The sequence below is a fragment of the Herbaspirillum sp. DW155 genome, assembly GCF_037076565.1.
Lineage (GTDB): Bacteria > Pseudomonadota > Gammaproteobacteria > Burkholderiales > Burkholderiaceae_D > Herbaspirillum.
Map to the genome: position 1 here is coordinate 4,570,411 of NZ_AP029028.1, position 20,705 is coordinate 4,591,115.

Annotated in this window: 20 protein-coding genes; 10 read left to right on the forward strand and 10 right to left on the reverse strand. The window is 61.5% G+C overall.

The genetic code is table 11. The annotated features are described in order from the left end of the window. The first annotated feature begins 57 nt into the window (after positions 1 to 57). The 7 genes from AACH55_RS20695 (at position 58) to AACH55_RS20725 (ending at position 7,733) form a co-directional block, all read left to right on the forward strand. Positions 58 to 1,203, forward strand: coding sequence for an ABC transporter substrate-binding protein (locus AACH55_RS20695; protein ID WP_338716505.1), 1,146 nt, complete (start codon positions 58 to 60; stop codon positions 1,201 to 1,203). An 89-nt stretch (positions 1,204 to 1,292) separates the two neighbouring features. After that, complete coding sequence (locus AACH55_RS20700) at positions 1,293 to 2,333, forward strand: branched-chain amino acid ABC transporter permease (protein WP_338716506.1); 1,041 nt, start codon at positions 1,293 to 1,295, stop codon at positions 2,331 to 2,333. Then, positions 2,333 to 4,123 carry a branched-chain amino acid ABC transporter ATP-binding protein/permease gene (locus tag AACH55_RS20705; RefSeq protein ID WP_338716507.1) on the forward strand — a complete coding sequence of 597 codons (1,791 nt, stop codon included), beginning with the start codon at positions 2,333 to 2,335 and terminating at the stop codon, positions 4,121 to 4,123. The genes AACH55_RS20700 and AACH55_RS20705 overlap by 1 nt, the downstream gene beginning before the upstream one ends. Continuing rightward, positions 4,120 to 4,875 carry an ABC transporter ATP-binding protein gene (locus AACH55_RS20710; RefSeq protein WP_338716508.1) on the forward strand — a complete coding sequence of 252 codons (756 nt, stop codon included), beginning with the start codon at positions 4,120 to 4,122 and terminating at the stop codon, positions 4,873 to 4,875. The genes AACH55_RS20705 and AACH55_RS20710 overlap by 4 nt, the downstream gene beginning before the upstream one ends. A 57-nt stretch (positions 4,876 to 4,932) precedes the next feature. Continuing rightward, complete coding sequence (locus tag AACH55_RS20715; protein WP_338716509.1) at positions 4,933 to 5,484, forward strand: DUF3237 domain-containing protein; 552 nt, start codon at positions 4,933 to 4,935, stop codon at positions 5,482 to 5,484. 10 nt (positions 5,485 to 5,494) lie between these two features. Beyond that, positions 5,495 to 7,270, forward strand: a complete 1,776-nt coding sequence (locus AACH55_RS20720; protein ID WP_338716510.1) for an acyl-CoA dehydrogenase — start codon at positions 5,495 to 5,497, stop codon at positions 7,268 to 7,270. Next, positions 7,248 to 7,733, forward strand: a complete 486-nt coding sequence (locus AACH55_RS20725; protein WP_338716511.1) for a MarR family transcriptional regulator — start codon at positions 7,248 to 7,250, stop codon at positions 7,731 to 7,733. The genes AACH55_RS20720 and AACH55_RS20725 overlap by 23 nt, the downstream gene beginning before the upstream one ends. A gap of 20 nt (positions 7,734 to 7,753) precedes the next feature. Here AACH55_RS20725 and AACH55_RS20730 read toward each other — a convergent pair whose 3' ends face one another. Beyond that, entirely contained in the window at positions 7,754 to 8,029 is a 276-nt protein-coding gene (locus tag AACH55_RS20730) for a hypothetical protein (RefSeq protein WP_338716512.1), read from the reverse strand. 286 nt (positions 8,030 to 8,315) lie between these two features. Here AACH55_RS20730 and AACH55_RS20735 point away from each other — a divergent pair, with 286 nt between their 5' ends. Then, complete coding sequence (locus AACH55_RS20735; protein WP_338716513.1) at positions 8,316 to 9,839, forward strand: methyl-accepting chemotaxis protein; 1,524 nt, start codon at positions 8,316 to 8,318, stop codon at positions 9,837 to 9,839. Between the two features lie 110 nt (positions 9,840 to 9,949). On the opposite strand, the gene AACH55_RS20740 is transcribed toward AACH55_RS20735, so the two are convergent. The 9 genes from AACH55_RS20740 to AACH55_RS20780 all read right to left on the reverse strand — a co-directional run bounded on the left by AACH55_RS20740 (position 9,950) and on the right by AACH55_RS20780 (position 19,277). Continuing rightward, entirely contained in the window at positions 9,950 to 10,393 is a 444-nt protein-coding gene (locus AACH55_RS20740) for a DUF3304 domain-containing protein (protein ID WP_338716515.1), read from the reverse strand. A 531-nt stretch (positions 10,394 to 10,924) separates the two neighbouring features. After that, complete coding sequence (locus AACH55_RS20745; protein ID WP_338716516.1) at positions 10,925 to 11,923, reverse strand: hypothetical protein; 999 nt, start codon at positions 11,921 to 11,923, stop codon at positions 10,925 to 10,927. Next, positions 11,889 to 13,160: a hypothetical protein gene (locus AACH55_RS20750; RefSeq protein WP_338716517.1), complete on the reverse strand. Its 1,272-nt coding sequence runs from the start codon at positions 13,158 to 13,160 to the stop codon at positions 11,889 to 11,891. Before AACH55_RS20750 ends, AACH55_RS20745 begins: the two co-directional genes overlap by 35 nt. Beyond that, positions 13,161 to 13,952: a hypothetical protein gene (locus AACH55_RS20755; protein WP_338720374.1), complete on the reverse strand. Its 792-nt coding sequence runs from the start codon at positions 13,950 to 13,952 to the stop codon at positions 13,161 to 13,163. Between the two features lie 127 nt (positions 13,953 to 14,079). Beyond that, positions 14,080 to 14,247: a hypothetical protein gene (locus AACH55_RS20760; RefSeq protein ID WP_338716518.1), complete on the reverse strand. Its 168-nt coding sequence runs from the start codon at positions 14,245 to 14,247 to the stop codon at positions 14,080 to 14,082. Then, a complete protein-coding gene (locus AACH55_RS20765) occupies positions 14,244 to 14,450 on the reverse strand; it encodes a hypothetical protein (protein WP_338716520.1) in 207 nt (68 codons plus the stop codon). The genes AACH55_RS20760 and AACH55_RS20765 overlap by 4 nt, the downstream gene beginning before the upstream one ends. Further along, positions 14,447 to 15,397 carry a DUF4123 domain-containing protein gene (locus AACH55_RS20770; protein ID WP_338716521.1) on the reverse strand — a complete coding sequence of 317 codons (951 nt, stop codon included), beginning with the start codon at positions 15,395 to 15,397 and terminating at the stop codon, positions 14,447 to 14,449. Before AACH55_RS20770 ends, AACH55_RS20765 begins: the two co-directional genes overlap by 4 nt. After that, positions 15,394 to 18,339, reverse strand: a complete 2,946-nt coding sequence (locus AACH55_RS20775; protein WP_338716522.1) for a type VI secretion system Vgr family protein — start codon at positions 18,337 to 18,339, stop codon at positions 15,394 to 15,396. The genes AACH55_RS20770 and AACH55_RS20775 overlap by 4 nt, the downstream gene beginning before the upstream one ends. Positions 18,340 to 18,416: 77 nt before the next feature. Further along, on the reverse strand, positions 18,417 to 19,277 hold the full coding sequence (locus tag AACH55_RS20780) for a hypothetical protein (protein WP_338716524.1): 861 nt from the start codon (positions 19,275 to 19,277) through the stop codon (positions 18,417 to 18,419). Between the two features lie 222 nt (positions 19,278 to 19,499). Between AACH55_RS20780 and AACH55_RS20785 the strand changes: the two genes are divergently transcribed. Continuing rightward, positions 19,500 to 20,339 (forward strand): M15 family metallopeptidase, encoded by an 840-nt coding sequence (locus tag AACH55_RS20785; RefSeq protein ID WP_338716526.1) that lies wholly within the window; start codon positions 19,500 to 19,502, stop codon positions 20,337 to 20,339. A gap of 69 nt (positions 20,340 to 20,408) precedes the next feature. Beyond that, entirely contained in the window at positions 20,409 to 20,666 is a 258-nt protein-coding gene (locus AACH55_RS20790) for a PAAR domain-containing protein (protein WP_338716528.1), read from the forward strand. The last annotated feature ends 39 nt before the right edge of the window (positions 20,667 to 20,705 follow it).

Consider the following 20,705-nt stretch of genomic DNA (forward strand, 5'->3'; position numbering starts at 1 on the left):
ATTACGCACTGCCCGCTATAAATCGAGCATTCGATACATAAATACAAGGAGACGGAGATGAAAACCAAACTGGCAATCAAGGCAGGCGTACTGGCAGCCATGCTGGCCTGTGCAGGCATGGCACATGCCGAACTGACCATCGGCGTGGTGATGTCGCTGACCGGTCCCGGTTCGGGCCTGGGCATTCCGGCCAAGAACGGCTTTGCGCTGTGGCCCGAGACCATCGGCGGCGAGAAGGTCAAGATGATCATCCTCGACGACGCCACCGATCCCACCCAGGCCAGCAAGAACGCGCGCCGCCTGGTGGCCGAGGACAAGGTGGACCTGCTCATCGGCTCGGCCGCCGTGCCGCCCACGCTGGCCGTGGCCGACGTGGCGCTGGAATCGCAGACGGTGCAGCTGGCCATCTCCCCTATCGAGACCGCTGAAGGAAAAGACGCCTGGACCTTCCGCCTGCCGCAATCGACCGCCGTCATGGCCGGTGGCGTAGTGGAGCAGATGAAGAAGATGGGCGTAAAAACCATCGGCTTCCTCGGCTACTCCGACTCCTATGGAGAGAACTGGCTCAAGGAAGTACAGCGCCTGGCCACCGCCGCCGGCATGAAGATGGGTACGGTGGAACGCTTCTCGCGCGCCGACACCAGCGTGACCGCACAAGCCCTGCGCGTGGTCAGTTCCAACCCGGATGCAGTGCTGGTGGTGGCCTCCGGCAGCGGCGCGGCCATGCCGCACAAGGCGCTCATCGAACGCGGCTACAAGGGCAAGATCTTCCAGACCCACAGTGCCGCCTCGCGCGACCTGATCCGCCTGGGCGGCAAGGATGTGGAAGGTGCCTACGTCATCTCGGGACCGGCCGTGGTGCCGGAAGCCCTGCCGGACGGCAATCCCTCCAAGCCGCTGGCGACGGATTTCGTCACGCGTTACGAGAAGCAGTTTGGCGCAGGTACGCGCAATCTCTTCGCGGCGCATACCTATGATGCGCAACTGGTGCTGCAAAAGGTGGTGCCGATGGCGCTCAAGAAAGCCAAACCCGGTACGCCCGCCTTCCGTGCGGCCCTGAAGGAAGCGCTGGAAAGCGCCGGTCCGATCCAGATCTCGCAGGGCACGCTGAATTACTCGCCCAAGGATCACTTCGGCCTGGGTGATGATGCGCGCATCATGCTGACCATCCAGAACGGCAACTGGAAGGCGGTCAATCCGTAATCCGCCCTGCCCTGTCCGCGCGGCGGCGCGAGGTCTCCAGCTTGCGCCGCCGTTTTCCAGCCTGACGTTTTCTGCACCACACCCGAACCATGGACTCCTCCATCGCCGCCATCCTGACCCTGGATGGCCTGACCAACGGCATCGTCTATGGCCTGATCGCCATTGCACTGGTGCTGGTCTTTACGGTCACCCGCATCCTCTTCATTCCGCAGGGTGAATTCGTCGCCTATGGCGCACTCACCCTGGCCATGCTGCAGCAAGGCCAGCGCCCCGGCCCGCTGTGGCTGCTGCTGGTGCTGGCCGTGTGTGCGGCCGGCATGCAGGCCGCGCAGCTCTTGCGCGCCGGGCAGGCTGCACTGTTGCCGCGCACGTTGCTGGGTACGCTGGGCGTACCCATCGCCATTGCCGCGCTGGTCTGGTGGGCCGCACCCCAGCAGTTCGCCCTGCCGGTGCAGGTGCTGCTGACGCTGCTGCTCATCACCGCAATCGGGCCACTGATGTATCAGGTGGTCTATGAATCGATGGCCGATGCCAGCGTGCTGCAACTACTGATCGTCTCGGTCGGCATCCACCTGGCCATGACCGGACTGGGGCTGGTGTTCTTCGGGGCCGAGGGTTTCCGTACGCCGGCCTTCTGGGATGAGCGCTGGAATCTCGCTTCGCTCACGCTCAGCGCGCAAACCGTGGTGGTGGTCGCCGCCGCCGCTGCGCTGCTGGTGGCGCTGTGGCTGTTCTCCGGGCGCACGCTGTATGGCAAGGCGCTGCGCGCCACGGCGGTCAATCGCCTGGGCGCACGGCTCATGGGAATCTCCACGACGCTGGCGGGCAAATTGTCCTTTGCCGTCGCGGCGTTTATCGGTGCTCTGTCGGGCGTCTTGATCGGTCCGATGAGCACCATTTTTTATGACTCGGGTTTCCTGATCGGCTTGAAGGGTTTCGTCGCCGCCACCATCGGTGCGCTGGCGAGCTTCCCGGCGGCGGCAGGAGGCGCGCTGCTGGTGGGCCTGCTGGAATCCTTCAGTTCCTTCTGGGCCAGCGACTTCAAGGAGGTGATCGTGTTCCTGGCGCTGTTGCCGATCCTGCTGTGGCGCTCGCTGGTCACGCCCGCGCATGACGAGGACGAGGAATAATGATGAACAAACGACTCCCTCTCTACGCGTTGCTGCTCGTGTTGGCGCTGTTCCCCATCCTGCCCACCCCGCAGTTCTGGGTGATCCAGGCAAACTACATCGGCCTGTATGCGCTGGTGGCCATCGGCCTGGTACTGCTGACCGGCATCGGCGGCATGACTTCCTTCGGGCAGGCAGCCTTCGTCGGCATGGGTGCCTACACCACCTCTTACCTGACCACCGTGCATGGCGTATCACCCTGGCTGACGCTGCCGGCAGGATTGCTCATCACCGGCGTGTCGGCCTATGTGCTGGGCCGCATCACCCTGCGCATGTCCGGCCACTACCTGCCGCTGGCCACCATCGCCTGGGGCATCAGCCTGTACTTCCTGTTCGGCAAGGTGGATTTTCTGGGCAAGTATGACGGCATCTCCGGCATTCCCGCGCTGCAGCTGGCGGGCATGGACCTGGCCAAGGAGCGCCACCTGTATTACCTGATCTGGGCCATCGTGCTGGCCGCCGCGTGGGTCTCGCTGAACCTGCTGGATTCGCGCGCGGGACGTGCCATCCGCGCCCTCAAGGGTGGCCGTTCGATGGCCGAGGCCATGGGCGTGGATACGGGACGCTACAAGATCCTCATCTTCGTCTTTGCCGCGCTGCTGGCCTCGGTCTCGGGATGGCTGTTCGCGCACATGCAGCGCACCGTCAATCCGTCGCCCTTCAGCCTTTCCATGGGCATCGAGTATCTGTTCATCGTGGTGGTCGGCGGCATCGCCCATATCTGGGGTGCGCTGCTGGGTGCGGGTGTATTGAAACTGCTGTCGGACCAGTTGCAGGTGCTGCTGCCGGCGCTGCTGGGCGATGGCGGCAGTTATGAAAGCATCGTCTTCGGCCTGATCCTGATCCTGTTGCTGAAATACGCACGCGGCGGACTGTGGCCGTGGGTGCGCGCGCTGTGGCTGCGTGCCTTCCCGGCCGCGCCGGCACCACTGCGGGTGGCCGGCACCGCTGCGATGGACAAGCGCAACGGCCCCGCACGCGGTGCGCCGCTGCTGCAAGTGGACCAGATCAACAAGCGCTTCGGCGGGCTGGTGGCGGTCAATGACGTGTCCTTCAACGTGAAGGCGGGCGAGATCGTCGGCCTGATCGGTCCCAATGGCGCGGGCAAATCGACCACCTTCAATCTGGTCACCGGCCTGCTGCATGCCAGCGGCGGACGGGTCAGTTTCAACGGCCGCGACATCGCCGGTCTGCCGGCACGTGCCATCGCACGGCTCGGTATCGCCCGCACCTTCCAGCACGTGCGGCTGCTGCCGGGCATGACGGTACTGGAGAACGTGGCGTTGGGTGCGCACATGCGCAGCCAGCAGGGTTTCCTGCGCAATACGGTCAATGCCATGCTGCATCTGGAACGCGCCGAAGAGAAGGCGCTGCTGGACGAAGCGGCACGCGCCCTGCATCGTGTCGGCCTGCAGCATCTGATGCACGAACAGGCGGGCAACCTGGCGCTGGGCCAGCAACGCATCCTGGAGATCGCCCGCGCGCTGTGCTGCGATCCCTTGCTGCTGTTGCTCGATGAACCGGCCGCAGGCTTGCGCCATCTGGAAAAGCAGGCGCTCTCCAAGGTGCTGCAGGAGTTGCGCGCCGATGGCATGAGCATCCTGCTGGTGGAACATGACATGGAATTCGTCATGGAACTGACCGACCACATCGTGGTGATGGAATTCGGCACCAAGATCGCCGAAGGCACACCGCAAGAGATCAGCCGGCATCCTGCCGTGATCGAAGCCTACCTGGGTGGAATCGAATGAGCGAACTGGTCCTCGACGTCGCGCAGCTGCGCGCAAGCTATGGCAAGGTGCAGGCGCTGCACGACATCAATCTCAAGCTCGAACGCGGCAGCATTGCCACCGTGATCGGGCCCAATGGCGCGGGCAAGTCCACGCTGCTCAACGCCATCATGGGCGTGCTGCCGGCGCAGGGCACGGTGCGTTATCAAGGCCAGCCGGTGCAACGCTGGAGCCTGGAACAGCGCGTGATGGCGGGCATCGCCCTGGTGCCGGAGCGGCGCGAACTGTTTTCCACCATGAGCGTGGAAGACAACCTGCTGCTGGGGGGATTTCGCCGCCTGCGCTTGCGGCAGGCACAGCCGCTGGATCAACTGGCCACCGTCTTCGATCTGTTCCCGCGACTGAAGGAACGCCGCACCCAGCAGGCCGGCACGCTCTCGGGCGGCGAGCGCCAGATGCTGGCCATCGGACGCGCCATGATGGCCAAGCCGGAACTGCTGATGCTCGATGAACCGAGCCTCGGTCTGGCGCCGCGCATCGTCAAGGAAATCCTGCATATCGTTTCCGAATTGCGCACGGCCGGCATCTCGGTGCTGCTGGTGGAACAGAACGCGCGCGCGGCCTTGCAGACGGCCGACTACGGCTACGTGCTGGAACTGGGCAAGGTCACCATGCAAGGTGAGTCGGAAAAACTGGCGGGCGATCCGCAGGTGATCCAGGCCTATCTGGGATTCGGCAAGAAGGCGGAAGCCGAGGTGGTGGCGGCTTCCTGAGGCCTGACGTTTTCTGCACCACGGTATGTCAAAAACACATAAGACGAGGAGACCCACATGAAAAAGTTTTTCCTGCTGCTGGCCGCACTGATGCTGTCCTTCCAGGTGCATGCGGCCAGTGACGCCGACAACACCACGCTGGTCCCGCCGCAACCCAAACTGGCCTTCCTGGCGCGCTTCTCGGTGGACCTGGTGGCGCCGGTCTGGGAACTGGGCAAGACCTCCGACCTGGGCCGCCGCCGCATCATCCCCATCACCGGCGGCAGCTTCAAGGGACCGCTGATCAATGGCGAGATTCTCAACAACGGTGCCGACTGGCAGACCGTCACCGCAGACGGCCTGGCCATCATCGATACGCGCTACCTGCTCAAGCTCGACGATGGCGAACTGGTCTACCTGCAAACCCGCGGCGTGCGCTACGGACCGCCGGAGGTGATGGCCGAGGTCGCCAAGGGCAAGCCGGTCGATCCCTCGCGCTATACCTTCCGGCTGTTCATGAACTTCGAAACCGCCTCCAGGAAATATGACTGGCTCAACCGTGCCATGGGCGTGGGCTACGCCATGCGGCTGGGCAATGCGGTGGTGTATGACGCCTACCTGCTGAACTGAGACGCGGAGGATGACCATGCATTACGCCCCACCCCTGCGCGACTTCGCCTTCGTGCTCGATGAAGTGCTGCAGGCACCGCAGGTCTTGCGCGCGCTCCCGGCCCATGCCGAGTTCGATGGCGAATTGATGATGCAGGTGCTGGAAGAAGCCGGACGCTTCGCTGCCGATGTGGTGGCCCCCCTGAACGCTATCGGCGATAGCGAGGGCTGCCGTTTCAATAATGGAACGGTCACCACGCCGACTGGTTTCGCCCAGGCCTACCGGCAATTCTGCGAGGGCGGCTGGCCGGCACTGGCCTGCGCCCCGGAGCATGGCGGACAGGGCCTACCGCACGTGCTCGATTGCGTGCTCTATGAAATGCTGAGCGCAGCCAATCATGGCTGGACCATGTATCCGGGCCTGCTGCACGGGGCCTATGCCTGCCTGTGCGCGCATGGCTCGCCCGAGCTGCAGGCGCGCTATCTCGACAAGATCGCCAGCGGCCAGTGGCTGGCCACCATGTGCCTGACGGAAGCACAGGCCGGCAGTGACCTCGGGCAGTTGCGCACACGTGCGGTGCCGCAGGAGGATGGCAGCTATCGCCTCACGGGCGACAAGATCTTCATCTCCGGTGGCGAACACGACCTCACTGACAACATCGTGCATCTGGTACTGGCGCGTCTTCCCGATGCGCTGCCGGGCAGCCGCGGCCTGTCGCTGTTCCTGGCGCCGCGCATGATGGACGATGGCAGCCGCAATGGCGTGCAATGCACCGGCATCGAACACAAGATGGGGATACATGGCAGCGCCACCTGCAGCCTGCATTTCGAACAGGCGCAGGCATGGATGGTGGGCGAGCCGGGACGCGGACTGGCCGCCATGTTCGTGATGATGAATGCGGCGCGCCTGCATGTGGGCGCGCAGGGACTGGGGCTGGCCGAGGCCGCGTACCAGCGCGCCAGCGCCTATGCACGAGAACGCCGCCAGTCGCGCGCACCGGGCTCGTCGGCGAGCGATCTGATCGTGCGCCATCCGGCGGTGCAGAAGCTATTGATGGAACAGCGTTGCCGCATCGAGGGCGCGCGCCTGTTGACCTGCTGGGCCGGCCTGCTGCTGGACCTGGCCGAGCATCATACGGAGGCGGCGATGCGGCGGCGCCATCATGAGCGACTGGAATTCATCACGCCGGTCATCAAGGCCTTCCTCACCGATCAGGGATTCCAGTGTGCCAGCCGCGCGCTGCAAGTCTTCGGGGGACACGGCTACGTGGTCGAGACGGGGATTGAACAGTTCATGCGCGATGCCCGCATCACCATGATCTACGAGGGAACCAACGAGATCCAGGCGATCGACTTCCTGATGCGCAAGGTGCTGGGCGATGAAGGGCGGAGGCTGGACGATTTCCTCGCGCTGGTGAGCGCAGAGTCCGGTGACGCATCCTCGTTTGCGGATCAGGCCCGATCACTGGCAGAGGCTGTGGACAAGTTAAGGGGATTTGCCGCCCGCATTGCTGCAGCAGCAGTGCAGTCACCCGCTCTGCCCTACTACGTGGCCGATGAGATGCTGCGCCTGACCGGCCATGTGGCACTGGGCTGGATGTGGCTGCGCGCCGGGCGGCGGGCGCTGTCGGCCATGGCCTCGGACCCGGCCTGGTATGGCGGCAAGCGGGATGCTGCGTGCTATCATTTCGCCTTTGTGTTTGCGGAAGTCCACCAGTTGTCCAGCGTGATCGAAGGCTGCCTGGCGACCGGGCTGCCGCCTCTTCCCACCGACCTGGACCACCATGCTGCCCAAGAAGCCGGCTGATTTCGATTCCGACGACGATGCTGCGCAAAGCGAGGCGCTGGACCAGCAACTGCTGTTGAGCCTGGTCGGCTACAACTGCCGCCGCGCCTACATCACCATCATGCCGCTGTTCGAAAAGCGCATGGCCAAGTTCGAACTGCGGCCGGTGGACTTCACGGTGTTGAGTCTGTTGAAGGCCAATCCCGACATCAACCAGAAGCGCCTGTCCAAGGCCATCAACGTCTCTCCGCCCAACCTGGCCACCTTGCTGGACAAGCTGGAGCAGCGCGGCCTGGTCATGCGTCAGCGCAATCCGCAGGACCGCCGCTCACAGGTACTGGCCCTGACCACGGCCGGCATGCGCATGTGCACCAAGGCCGAACAGACCGCCATCGAACTGGAACTCAAGGCCACCGAGATGCTCTCGGATGCCGAGCGCGCCCAGCTCATCAGCTTGTTGCAGAAGATGTTCCTGCCGCAGTAAGCGGCATTTTTCATGCCCTCTCAACGCAGGAAGACCAGCTCCGCGTAGCTGGGGTTGGCGTGTGCGCGCTGGTATTGCTTCAGGTCTTCGACGACCTGGGCGCGCGTCAGGCCAGTCTGGCCGGCCGGGGCGGCCGCAGCGGTGCTGGTGGTAGCGGTGGGCGCGGCCTTTGCCGTGGCCGTGCTGGCGCCATCGTCGGCGTAGGCGGCCTGCGCGATCAGGCTGGTCAGGGACAGTGCGGCGATCAGGGCGAGTTGCCGGGTGAAGTGGTTGTTCAGGGTGTTCAAGGTGTTCATGTTCTGCTCCCTGGAATGCAAGCGGATGCAGCGTGATGCGTATCTCTTAACGATGCTTCATTCCCATGCAAGAATTTTATCGATCCCCGCCCATGAGAAAAACTTGGTCTCCGGCAATGCTCTTTTTCACTGAGTGAAAAAATGTCGCCGGGAATCTTTCCCTTATGCAATCAAGTGGTATGACAAATGATGAGTTGCACCGTTTTTCTCCGTCTTCCCTTGGCTTTCGCCACGGCCGTAGCGCGTCAGAATTGCTAAATCATATAAATAATTTGAAGGAACCTGCATGAAAATCGGCACCCGCCTCGGCGGCTCCTTTCTGCTTGTCACGTTGCTGGCCTGCGTGCTCATTGCAGCTTCCCTCCTGACACTGAACCGGATCGGGCACCATTGGACCGTCTTTTACGGCACCGTGCTGAGCAAACAGGCTTACGCCACCCAGGGTTACATCAAGCTGGGCGATGGCGTGCATGACTTCAAGGACTACGTGATACGCGGCAAGGACTACGACAAGCGCTTCCTCGCCGACATGGATGAGATCGCGCGCCTGACGGCCGAATACCGCAAGCTGGGGATTGAGCAGCCCAAGGAAGAAGAGCTGCTCGCGAAGATTGGCACCGGCGAACGCCAGTACCGTGAAGCGCTGGCCAAGGCCCAGTCCATGAAAGCGGCCGGCGCGTCGGTGGCCGAGGTCGATGCGGCCATCGCCGGGGCAGACAAGGCCCTGGCTGTCGGCTTTGCGGGCCTGCTGGAGATCGCCCATGAGAACGCCAATGGCACCGGCCAGGAAATCTCCCGTGCCATCCACGGCGGGGAGTCCGTCGAACTCGGCGTGGGTGTGGTCGTGGTGCTGCTCGCGACGGTATTGGCCGTGCTGGCCACCCGTTCCATCACCCGCCCCTTGCACGAAGCCGTCACCGTCGCCAGGACGGTGGCCACCGGCGACCTCAGCAGCCGTATCGTGGTAACGCGCAAGGATGAGGCTGGCCAGTTGCTGCAGGCCTTGAAGGAGATGAACACCAGCCTGCAGCGGGTCGTCGGCGGAGTGCGCACCGGCAGCGATACCATCGTCACCGCCTCGACCCAGATCGCCGGCGGCAACCTGGACCTGTCGGCGCGTACCGAACAGCAGGCCAGCTCGCTGGAAGAAACGGCGGCGGCGATGGAGCAGATCACCTCCACCGTACGCCGCAATGCCGATCATGCGCGCCAGGCCAATGCGATGGCGGGCTCGGTGTCGGATGTGGCCTCGCGCAGCGGGCTGGTGGTATCGGATGTGGTAAGCACCATGGACGAGATCCAGGCGTCGGCGCGCGAGATTGCCGACATCATCAGCGTGATCGACGGCATTGCCTTCCAGACCAACATCCTGGCCCTGAATGCGGCAGTGGAAGCGGCACGGGCGGGCGAACAGGGGCGCGGCTTCGCGGTGGTCGCCTCGGAAGTGCGCAGCCTGGCACAGCGCTCGGCGACAGCGGCCAAGGAGATCAAGGACCTGATCGGCAAATCGGTGGAGAAGGTGGAAGCCGGCAGCCATCTGGTCAAGAATGCGGGGGCGACCATCGAAGAGCTGGTGGTGAGCGTGCGCAGCGTGACGCAAATCATGAGCGAGATCTCGGCCGCCAGCGGCGAACAGGAAGCCGGCATCGAACAGGTCAACCAGGCCATTGCACAGATGGATACGGTGACGCAGCAGAATGCCGCGCTGGTGGAAGAAGCGGCGGCCGCCACGGAAGCGCTCAAGGAACAGGCGCGCAGGCTGGCGGAGTCGGTGAGCGTGTTTCGGTTGGGGGTGGGGAGGATGGCGTGAAGAGGGAAAGATGCGTCGTGCAACTATCGCCGGTGACCTGACGCGGGTTCGCTTTCAGGCCTGCAAAGGCGGGCCATCGGACATCAGCGCTGGTCAATCCACGGATCGCATCAGCTGGTCGCCGGCTTCATTTGGGCCTCGTCGCCCTTGAGGGGATAGTCGGGATGCCACGGGGACAGATTCGTCACGAATACCTTGACCTGCCCATTGCGAAGGAAATGTACCGCAAAGTGACCGGCATTCTCCGGCGTGTATTGTGGCACCGGCACAGTCCAGGACGGCTCCAGCTTTTCTCCGGCACTGTTGTAAGTGCGGACATGGATGGTCGCCATGATCCCCGGTTTCCAGTCATGCGGCACAGTGATGCAGCAGACCGCACCACCTCCTGATCCGGCGGCAATATAGCCGCCACCGGAACGCATCCCGGGAATGACGGTGACATCAAAGTCCTCGATTCCGTGAGCGGTATGGTTGAATGCCTGCATATCCATCGACTCCGTACGTTCCGGTACCTCTCCACATCCATTGAGAAGAAGCAGCAGCGCAAGGAGCATCGGGCGTACCAAGGGGCCCGTGGACATTGCGCAAAAATATTTCATTTAAATTATTTATCATTATCCAAGTCATCGGCGGATCACGCCAAAGAAATCCGCATTCAATCTTCAGCGTTCCCTGGCGTATGCAGCGTTCTCCCATAAGGGCTACCCGCTATCTGACTTTCAGCGTCTTGCCTGATCTGTCGGCCAAGCCGAGAGGACCGTGCAGGTGGCTTTCCTCTTGCAGAGCATCAGTTCATCAATAGAGACGGGATGCGTTCTAGAACCCATTTCATAAATAGGCGTGAGTGCGAGCGAGTCCGTTTGGGATGAAGTGCAAGGCGCGAATTTGGGTCAAGACTGGGCGTCTTGACCCAAATTCGTAACGCAGCAATTCGCCCAAACGGGCCGCTCCCTCCGGGTTCTGTCCAGAAAGGGCGCTGGCCGCGTTGCACTCCTTGCGTGTGGCACCGCCACACGACGCGTCGCGCGCCTTGCCAGCGCCCTTTCTGGACAGAACGCATCTCACGCCTATTTATGAAATGGGTTCTAGTTAGGCGCAATAAAGGCATTGGCCTGCAGCTTACGAACCGCTGCGGCGTTGAGGTCGTCAATCTTACGGGTCTCTTCTTCCTTCTTGGGGTCGGTCTTGCCGAAGGTATCGACGGAGCGTGTCTGGAAATACAAGGTCGCCGACAACACATGGTCGTGCCAGCTGGTGAGCATGGTGTCATGGACCAGCAGGTCGAACAGGGCCATCACCTTGTCGGGCAGCGGGCTTTTGCCATTGGAGGCATTGATCCAGGCATCGGCCAGCGTGACCTGCTCGGGCGTCATCACAGGACGTTCCGGTTGGTAGGAGAGCTTTTGGCCAGAGCGATCCATGAATGCGGTCGGATGCTCGTCAACGTACTTCTGCCATTTCATCTTCCGTTCGGGTTCGTCGTCCTGCTGTTTCTGGTAGCGGGCCCGCTGCTTTACGACTTCCTGGGCCTCCTTGTCCAGGCGCTCCCAGACGCTGACAAAGGGGCGATGCACTTCCAAGACGGTGTTTGGCATGTTCCGGGTTTCATCATCCTGAGCCGCAAACAGCTCTGCCATAGCGCGGCCATAAGCTTCACGATCGGTCGAGGCCGTGCGGCGCGCCTCTGCGAACGCCTTCTCCGCACGTTCACGCCGTTCGCGCCGTTGATCCTGGGCAGCGCGCACTGCGTCTGCATGGGTGGTCACGGATTCGCGGAATTCCTTGGACTGATAGCGCACCGCCAGCCAGGAAATGAAGACGCTCATATGCTTGAGAAAATCCAGGCCTGGCGTGCGCGGAACGACGTCACGATAGGCGTTGACCAGTTCCATCATGCGGTAGCTGGATTTGTCGTCGACGATGGGAGCAGCTAGTGAGAAACGCTGAAAGGTAATCGGTTTATAGATTGCGAGATCCTCCATCCTGTCCATCATTGCACCCGAAATCAACGCCTCGTTGAGCATGTCACGCAACGGCACCCGTTGAAGTTCACCACGGAAATTGAGCGTACCGTCCGGTGACATCCTCACTCGTCCCCGGATACAGATATTGCTCGCCGCGTGTCTTCTCCAGACTATCGAGGCGCTGATAGAAACGTAGCTCGTGTGCCGCAGCAAAATGCACACAACGCTGTACCGCCGGCGGTATTCCCAAAGGGCGATCGCCATAGTTCTGCTTGATGGAACCTACGAGGGGAAAGCAACCGATCAGCTTGTTTTCCTCCATGATCGAAGCAACGCTATCGAGTAATCCGACGAATTTGATTTCGATCGGGTTACCTTCAATGGCCAGGTCCTGTTCGTTGGCACGTTTGTAGATACGCGCCAGTTCATTGACGAAAGCACGCGCGATGACACATCCACGGTCTGCACCAAAGACGCTGACCTGGATACGCTGGACCTTGGGAATCTTTCCCTTGGCATCTTCATAGGCGGCCTTGAACTGGTCCAATGCGGCACTGAGCCTTACATCAACGCCGGTTCCGAAGAGACTGGCACTGGCGGCACTGTCGCGCACCATGGGAATGGAATCGGCCACCACATCGGCCATCAACACCTTGGCGGCAGACCAGCTGGCTTTCAGGGGATTTTTCTTGAGGTCGTACAGAAAACCGCGCAATGATGCCTTGCCACGCATGACCCAGCGATCGCTGCTGGCCATGGTCAGCATTCGCCGGACATTGCCAGGCAAGGCCTTCGTTTCCTTGATGACGTCCTTGTAGGCTTTGACCACCGGACGGAAAGACATCTCCGTCAACGAATCCTTCAATACTTTACCGCCCATCTTCATCGGATCAGTAACACCCGTTACTGTCTTGACCGATTTTTCTACGCGATCGTAGCCAGCGATCTTGCTCGCCGCAGACAGGGCTGCGCCCCCGGCATTCTTCGCAATTTTGGTAGCCGCACGGACGATATCGCGGTTGGCGGCGTCTTCATTGAGTTTTGTACCGAGTCCGGAATAGTAGAACGCATACCAAAACTGATTTGGCAAGAAATCCCGTCGAGAATCTTTATTGTCTCTGTGTGCTTCCCAAAGCCGACATATATTCGAATAACGGGAAGTTTCAGGATCATCCAGGTCGCGATTTCGACCAAAACCGTCGAAGAAAAAACCTATATGGATGTCTGCTTGACAGGTTAGAGCCTGCGCTCGTTGGCGGGCGCTGACTGCTGCTCCCATCGCAGTAACGACCTTGGGAGGAGTTCTGTCGACAGGATCAGCATTCCTACTCTTGTCATCCTGTTTGGCCTCGGTCATTTACTTCCCCTTACTATCTGATGATGGCATCGCCTTAATCTCAGCGATGACACGAGGCGGCAAATTTTTCATTGCTACCGCGAATGCACCAGGCTTTCCCTTGGTGTCTTCCAAAATTTTCTTTACCTGCGGGTGACCGTCGAAATTCTTACTGACTAACAAGGTGAAATACACATACTGCTCTAGGTCTGCATCATCTGTTAAACGATACTTAATCCACCCCTGCCCCGCCAATCTTGCGGTCCGTCTAAATACTTCAGCGGAGTTAAGCTGTTCGCCCGGATTAATCCGCTGTCCGTATTTAGTCACGATTTGATAGTTGATAGCGCCATAGTTAAAACGCGACCCTCCGAGATCCGACCGAAACTCGGGCTCAATATGACCATCAGGGTAAAAATGCAACCCCAGAATCCTGGTGCCTGAGCCCCCTTCTATCTTCGTCGGCGAAATATTCACCTTGGTAGTAGACCTAATTTTTTTGATCGGCGCATAAAGGTCCCGCGAAGCGATGTCTGCATCATATGCCTCCCATTCCACTTCAAACTCAGTCCCTTTCAATTCATAGCAGCATGACAACCGCCCTTCCCCGGAACCTGGTGGCAAATCGCCTCCGCCAGAACCTTTATTTCCATATTTATCCTTGATCACAAAGCGGTCCAGGTTATAGGGCGTGTAATTGAACGCCTCCAGACTCAAGCCGGTATAGGTAGGTTCGGAAGAAAGCCCATCGCATCCCACCAACGCCACTATCACCGCAACTGCACTGAACAAGGCGACGCCAATTTTTTTCATCCGATCTCCTGTTATCTTAATTTCCTGTTCACACAGTTTCAGCAGAAACATTCATGATCAATCCGCCTCGTCTCCCAGCTTCCGTGAGGGGATCTGGCGTATCTCGGCATCTGCTTGCCGTACTGCGTCACCAGACGTTGATCAATGGCGCCATAGTTGAAACGAGATCCACCGAGATCAGTTCTGAATTCAGGCTCGATATGACCATCCGGATAAAAATGCAAACCCCTTCACCCGAACCAGGTGGCAAATCTCCACCACCTGAACCTTTATTTCCGTATTTGTCTTTGATCACAAAGCGGTCCAGGTTGAAGGCGTGTAGTTGAACGCCTCCAGACTCAAGCCGCTATAGGTCGGTTCGGAAGAAAATCCATCATATCCCGTCAGCACTACAAGCATCGCGCCAACAGGAAGTTTCCCTATCATTACCCTCATCTGCGCATTCATGGCACGAGCATTTTTCAGCCGCTGGCAACACTGCAACGCGCCTCCGTTCATGCCGCCACATGCTGCCTGCCGGCAGGATCTTCCTTCTCCCACAAGGGAAGATCGGCCGCATAGATATCATCCGGCAGCCCCTGAATCGCCGCCGCGAAGGCCTTGAACCCAACTGGAGGGTCTTGCAGCAAGGAGGCGAAGGCAGGATGCCGCCAGGCCGCACCCGAGGTGTACAGGGCCGGCAAGAGGCATTGGATCTGGCGCTCGGTATCGTCTATCCCCGCAGCGCAGAGCTGGTCGACATGCGTCTGTATGAACGCTGCCAGCCGTGCGCGCGCCACACGCGCGAGTTCGGGGGCAATCAGCAACTGCAAACGATTGATCAGGGTATCGACCTGGGAGGCATGCATCAGCTGCGCAAACTGATGGTCATCAAGTTGCACCAATGATCTGCCCAATGCAGGTTCGGACAGGGGCTCCATGCGGTCTGCCTGGCGGCCCTGGATAAATGTCTGCACACACGCCGTACGGTCCAGGCAGGACAGGTTCGCCAGGGGAGCGCAGAACTGCGCGTGTTGCTGTGGCGTGAGGCAGGCCAGCCATTGCGGAAGGATGCGGGTATCGTACCAGCGCAACAGCATGGTTTGGCCCTCACTCAGATCCACGGTATGGAACAGCCGTAGATGAGCTGCCAGCGCATCAAGCGGTAAGGGTGATGCCATCCAGGACAGGCAAGGATGCTCAAGGCCCATCGACCAGAGCCATTCGCACAGACGCTGCAAGGCGCTGTTGTGCGCGGTGTCCAGATCGATCAGCAAGGGGGCGATTTCAGGAAGGATGGCTTCTCTCCGTCCTTCGAACAATGAAGCATGACGCACACCCTGCAGGGGCCGCTGCCGGAATGCGCCCTCCACCGGCGCGCTATCGAGCAGGGCAAAGCGGTGCAGTGGCACTTGCGCGGGCGCATGAAGCCAGTCCAGCAGGGGTTGGCAGGCATGATCGGTCATACCAGTACTCCCGGCGCACCCTGCTTCATCGCCGCCAGGATGCATTCCTTGCAAACGCTGTTGGGCAACACAGGCATCGGCACCTGCTGCTGCACCGGCCCCTCAAACACCTTCTGCGTCGCATGAATGGTCAGCTTGCCCGGACACTGCACCGTGATATCGCCGCCCTCGATGGTGATGTTGGCCCCGCCCGCCGTGGACAGCGTGATCTTCCTGGCCGCCGCCCAATCCACGCTGGCATTGGCACTCACCACGCTCACCTGATCGCGCGCCTGCACCGCCAGCGTATCGCCTTGCGCCTGCACATCGATATTCTGCTGCGCGGCAATCATCTGCAAACCCTGCCCGCCCTCGCCAGCCGCCATGGCACCGGCCAGCACACCCAAGGCCTGACCGCTGCGCATGCGCAACTGGTTGCCGCTCACGTGCTGGCTGTCGTGGCCGGACATCAGGCTCACCGTCTCGCCATTGGCCAGTTGCAGATGCTGGCCCGCGACCGCGCCCAGGCCTTCCTTCGCGGCGATGCCGATCAGGGCCGAGGTGCTCTGCGGGACCTTGCCATCGCCCATCTGCGTATTGGCGGCCGCCACGTCCTCGCCGCTCTTGTCGGCCGCACTATCGACCATGCCGGCGGCCGCCGTGCGAATGGCTTCGAGGGGCGCGGCACTGTCATTGATGACGCTGGCATTGGCCTGTACCGGGCCGACATGGCTGGTGAGGGCGACGGTCTTGTGGGTCACCGCCGCTTCATTGAAAGTCTTGCCCAGCAGCGTGGCCTGCTTCAACAGGGCCATGCCGCCGGCATTGTCGCTGGCCGGGTCGCGGCTGGCGGCGCCATGTTGGATCTGGTAGCTGGAGAACAAAATGCCACTGCCCGCGCGAATCGCACCATAGGCATCGGTGCGCAGTTCCGCACCGGTGCCACGGAAACTGCCCCGGTAGTTATCGGCTGTGTGAATCAGGTGGCCGAGATTGAGTTCGGTGGCGGCCTGCGATGTCTTGAGCTGGATGCGACCCTGGGCATCGGTATCGTCGAACAGCAACTGGTTGTAGCCGGATCCGCCGAATTCCTTGGAACGGATGCCCCATTGTGCGGCAGCGTTGCGGTGGCCATCGCCATCCTGGCTGCCACCGTGCCAGGTCGGCGCATGGCCACCGGCCAGATTGCCCTGGCCACTGGGAGAAAGATCAGTGGCACTGGTGAAGACCTTGCCGCGCTCCTGGTCGCTGCCCTGTGCGGCTTCGCCGCCGGGCGTGGGCGCGGCAGAACCTTCACCCTGGCCGTTGTAGAGTGCGCCCAGGATGACCGGGCGATCGATGTCGTCTTCCAGAAACTGCACCAGCACCTCCTGACCGATACGCGGCAGGAACTGCATGCCATTGCCACCACCGGCCGAGCGCTGCGCCACGCGCACCCAGCAGGTTGCAGCGGCATCGTTGTTGCGGCCCTGCCAGTGGAAGCGGATGCGCACCCGGCCCAGGCGGTCGCAATGGATTTCATCGGCGCCGTTGGCCGTGCTTTCACCATTGGGACCGACCACGATGGCACTCTGGCTGCCTCTGGCGGTGGCGCCGGCGTGACGATACAGGCCAGTGCCATCGGCCAGTACAGGACGCCACACGACATCGGAGCGGATCGCTTCGAAGCTATTGGCGTAACCGAGCTTGCGGGCCTGCGCGATCATCGCATCGAGGTCGGCGCGATTGCTCACGGTGATGGAATCAGGACGCAGCTTGCCCTGCGCGCCGACTTGCTGGGCCTGGCATGCAGCCAGGCATTCTTCCAGCAGCGGCGGCAGCGGGCCGAACAGTTCGGCCAGGCCCTCCTGCGCATCCTTGGGTAAATTATTTACGCCTGCGCTCATGACCGACACCACTGCGTATTCCGGCGGCTTGCCGGTGGCAGCGGCCAGGCCCAGCGGACCCTGGGTGAGCGTGAAGCGCGTGCCCGGACGCAGCGTGCGCACCGTGCTGCGCCCCTGCCACAACTTGTTGCGAGCTTCGCTGGCTTCCAGATGCAAGCGGGCGTAGCGGTCGGCCTCGGCGGCATTGCGATAGGCGTAGAGACCGGGGCTGTCGTAGCTTTCCAGGCGGGGGGCATCCTCGTGGCCGAATTCGTGTCGGGTGGGCATGCTGGTGGCGACCGCTTGCTTGCTCTTGTAATCGTAGGAAAGCAAGGTGAAAGAAGCGGGCTGCAAGCTGCGTCGCGCCGCCAGCGCCTGGATGCTGTCCTGCTCCTCGCGGGCGCCACCGGCATGGAAGCGGATGCCCTGGCCGCCCAGACTGGCGGCGCTGCTGGCATCCTCAGGGAAGGCACTGGTCTGGGAAGAGTCCGCAAAGAGGACCACGCGATGACCGGCAGCGGCATCGCCAGACTCCTCAACACGCCAGGACAAGCCCTCTGCAGCCAGCAGGCGGCTCACGAAATCGAGATCGCTTTCGCGGTACTGCACCGTGTAGCTACGCGGCGGCAGGTCCCGCAGGAAAGGCATGGCTTCGTCCGACCAGTGCCAGGCCGCATGCGGAGCATAGCCCGCGAAGACGTCCTCGATGATCTCCACGACGCTCTTGTCCTGCCACACGCGGCTGTTGCGGGATTGGCTCAGCAGCCAGATCCACGGCACCAGGCGCAGTCGATAACGCGCGAAGCCGCCTTCACTGCCGAGCTTGGCGACTTCGTTGACCAGTCCGGAAAAACTGGTGCTGCTGCCGTCGGCCAGGCTCACCTCCAAACTGGCTTTCTGGCCGATCAAGGCGTTCAGCGAGAGGCTTGCATCCAGGCTCAGGGCGATCATCTCGCGCACGCCGACCGCGTGCACGCCTTCGGAGGCGGCGAAGGCCTCCACCAGCAAATCGCCGGACGCTGCGCCCTCTCCCAGGGAGAGGCGATAGAGACGGGTCGCGCTGGTGAATTGCACCAGCTGGTTCAGCAGCTCAGACATCGGTCACCGGTTGTGCAGGATGAGGAACAGGTTTCAGATCAATGATCGCCATACGGCCGCGGGTAGAGCGGCTCGCTTCAGTTGTTCGCATCGGCGACCTTGCAGGCGGGATCGCTGTCCCAGCGGCCCGAGCAGATACGCCAGCGGCAGAATTCACCTTCCACGAAACCCAGCGCATGGCAGCGTTGCAGCAGCGAGGCCGTGCTCTCGCCGTTCCTGCGTTCCACTACGTCGACGTTGCGGGCCTCTTTCTGTCTGGGCGCGCTGGCCTGGGGCGGAAGGGGCTTTTGCGGGGCGTCGCTGCTGCCACCATTGCCGCTCTTGGGGGCGTGCTTCTTGTCGGTCTCGCCGGAGCGGGCGACCAGTGCCTTGATCAGATCGACGTCGCTGTCATTGTGGTTGTCGGCCTTGGCACTCTTCTTCTTTTTTTCATCGTGCTGGGCGCTCTGCTTGGCGGGCTTGTCCGATTTCTCGGGCTTGGCTTCCAGCGCATTCTTCAGGGCGGCCGGTGGCGGCTTGACACCCTCCTCCAGCGCCGAGGTCAATTGGTCCGGCCCGCGTGGAGCGGGTGCGGCAGCAACATCGGGAGCCGGCGCATTGGTGTCGTTGATGACGGCAGCATCGGCAGGCGCCACAGCGGGCTCGCTGACCGCGCCAGGCGCGGGCGCGGGCGTGGCCGCAGGGGTGGCCGACGCCAGCGGAGGCACCGGCGGTACCGACGACGCTTGTACAGGCGCGCTCGCAGCCTCATGAGCATTCATACGCAAGGCCGCCAGCGTGACCCCGCCTGCCACCAGCAACAGCAGCAGCACGATGGCCAGCACGCGGCGTGGCTTGCGCACAGCGGCGCCGGCGCTGCTGCGGGCATTGTTCTTTCCATCCGAAATCGAATTGAGGATGCGAACTTCATCCGCAGACGAAGTGTCGGATGCAGGCATCAAGCTCGGTCTTCTGGACGCAGGTTTCTCTTGGTTCGGAGGCTGCAAGGCCGTACTCCTGTGTTATCCAACTTGAAACAAGTTGTTTGATTTTTATTGATTTCCCGTTTCCTGCCAGTCTTGCGCGATCACTCGCCAGTGAGCCGGCTCCATTCCAGAAACATGTCGGCGTCCGCACTTCAAAGCCTCCCAGCGCCGGTCAGAATAAAAAGGGGATTCTTCGTGTTGTTCCTTCTCATTGCCGCCTATCTGCTGGTCACCGGCTTTGCCATGTGGCTGCTGCTGTTTCCATCCGGCAGAGTGCTGACGCTACGCTTCCTGCACGCCCGGCTTTCCGGTCTGCGGTCCTGGTGGGAACGCTGGAACAGAAGAGGCGATGAGGTGATTGCAGGGACCACATCGAATGTCCGGAGTTCCCTGACAGCGGGTGTGAACTACGTGCGCAGTAATTACGTAATCGTGTCGACCATCGCCGTCTTGCTGATCGGTCCCGCCGTCATTGCTTTTCTGTTAAGCGGGAAATCGATGCTGCAGGGATTCGATGACACACAGCGCGTAACCAATTCTCAAATCGCGGAACTTTTGAAAGGCGAGCAACTCGTACCACCGCCGCCCCTGCCGCCGGACATGTTTACGACGGCTGAAGTGGTCCAGGTCCGTCCGATGCTGGTCAATGCCAGCCGCAACTGGCAACTGCTCAATCCTGAATACGCCCAACGCCTGCTCCTGGTCTTCAAGATCATGAAGGAAAAGCATGGCTACGAGATGGCGCTCATCGAGGGTTATCGCAGTCCGGAGCGCCAGAACATGCTGGCCGGGATGGGTGGCAACGTCACCAACGCCGCGGCATTCCAGAGCTACCACCAATATGGCCTGGCTGGCGACTGTGCCTTTGTCCGCAACGGCAAGCTGGTGATCAGCGAAAAGGATCCATGGGCCATGGAGGGTTATCGCCTCTATGGCGAAGTCGCCGAATCAGTGGGACTGACCTGGGGTGGTCGCTGGAAGCTGATGGATTTCGGCCATACCGAATATCGCATGCCGGGCGTGATGAAAAAGTAAAGTTTTACGCGAAGACGTTCATCACGATCCGGCGAAAGACAGACCGTAAAAAATACAAGGGGAATCACCATGAGCAAACCGATCATCGTCCTGGGAGACAAGACCTCGCACGGCGGCAGCGTCATCGAAGGCTCCGGCCAGACCCTGGTCGGCAACAAGCTGGTGGCGCGCATCGGCGACAAGGTGAGCTGCCCGCGTCATGGCACCACCAGCATCGTCAGCGGCGATCCCACGATGGTGGTGGATGGCTCCCCGGTGGCCCGCGACGGTGACAAGACCGCATGTGGTGCGGTGCTGATCGCCGGCCAGGCCACCACGACGCTCTGAGCAGCGCAAACCATCACGGCAGGGGCAGGGCTCACACAA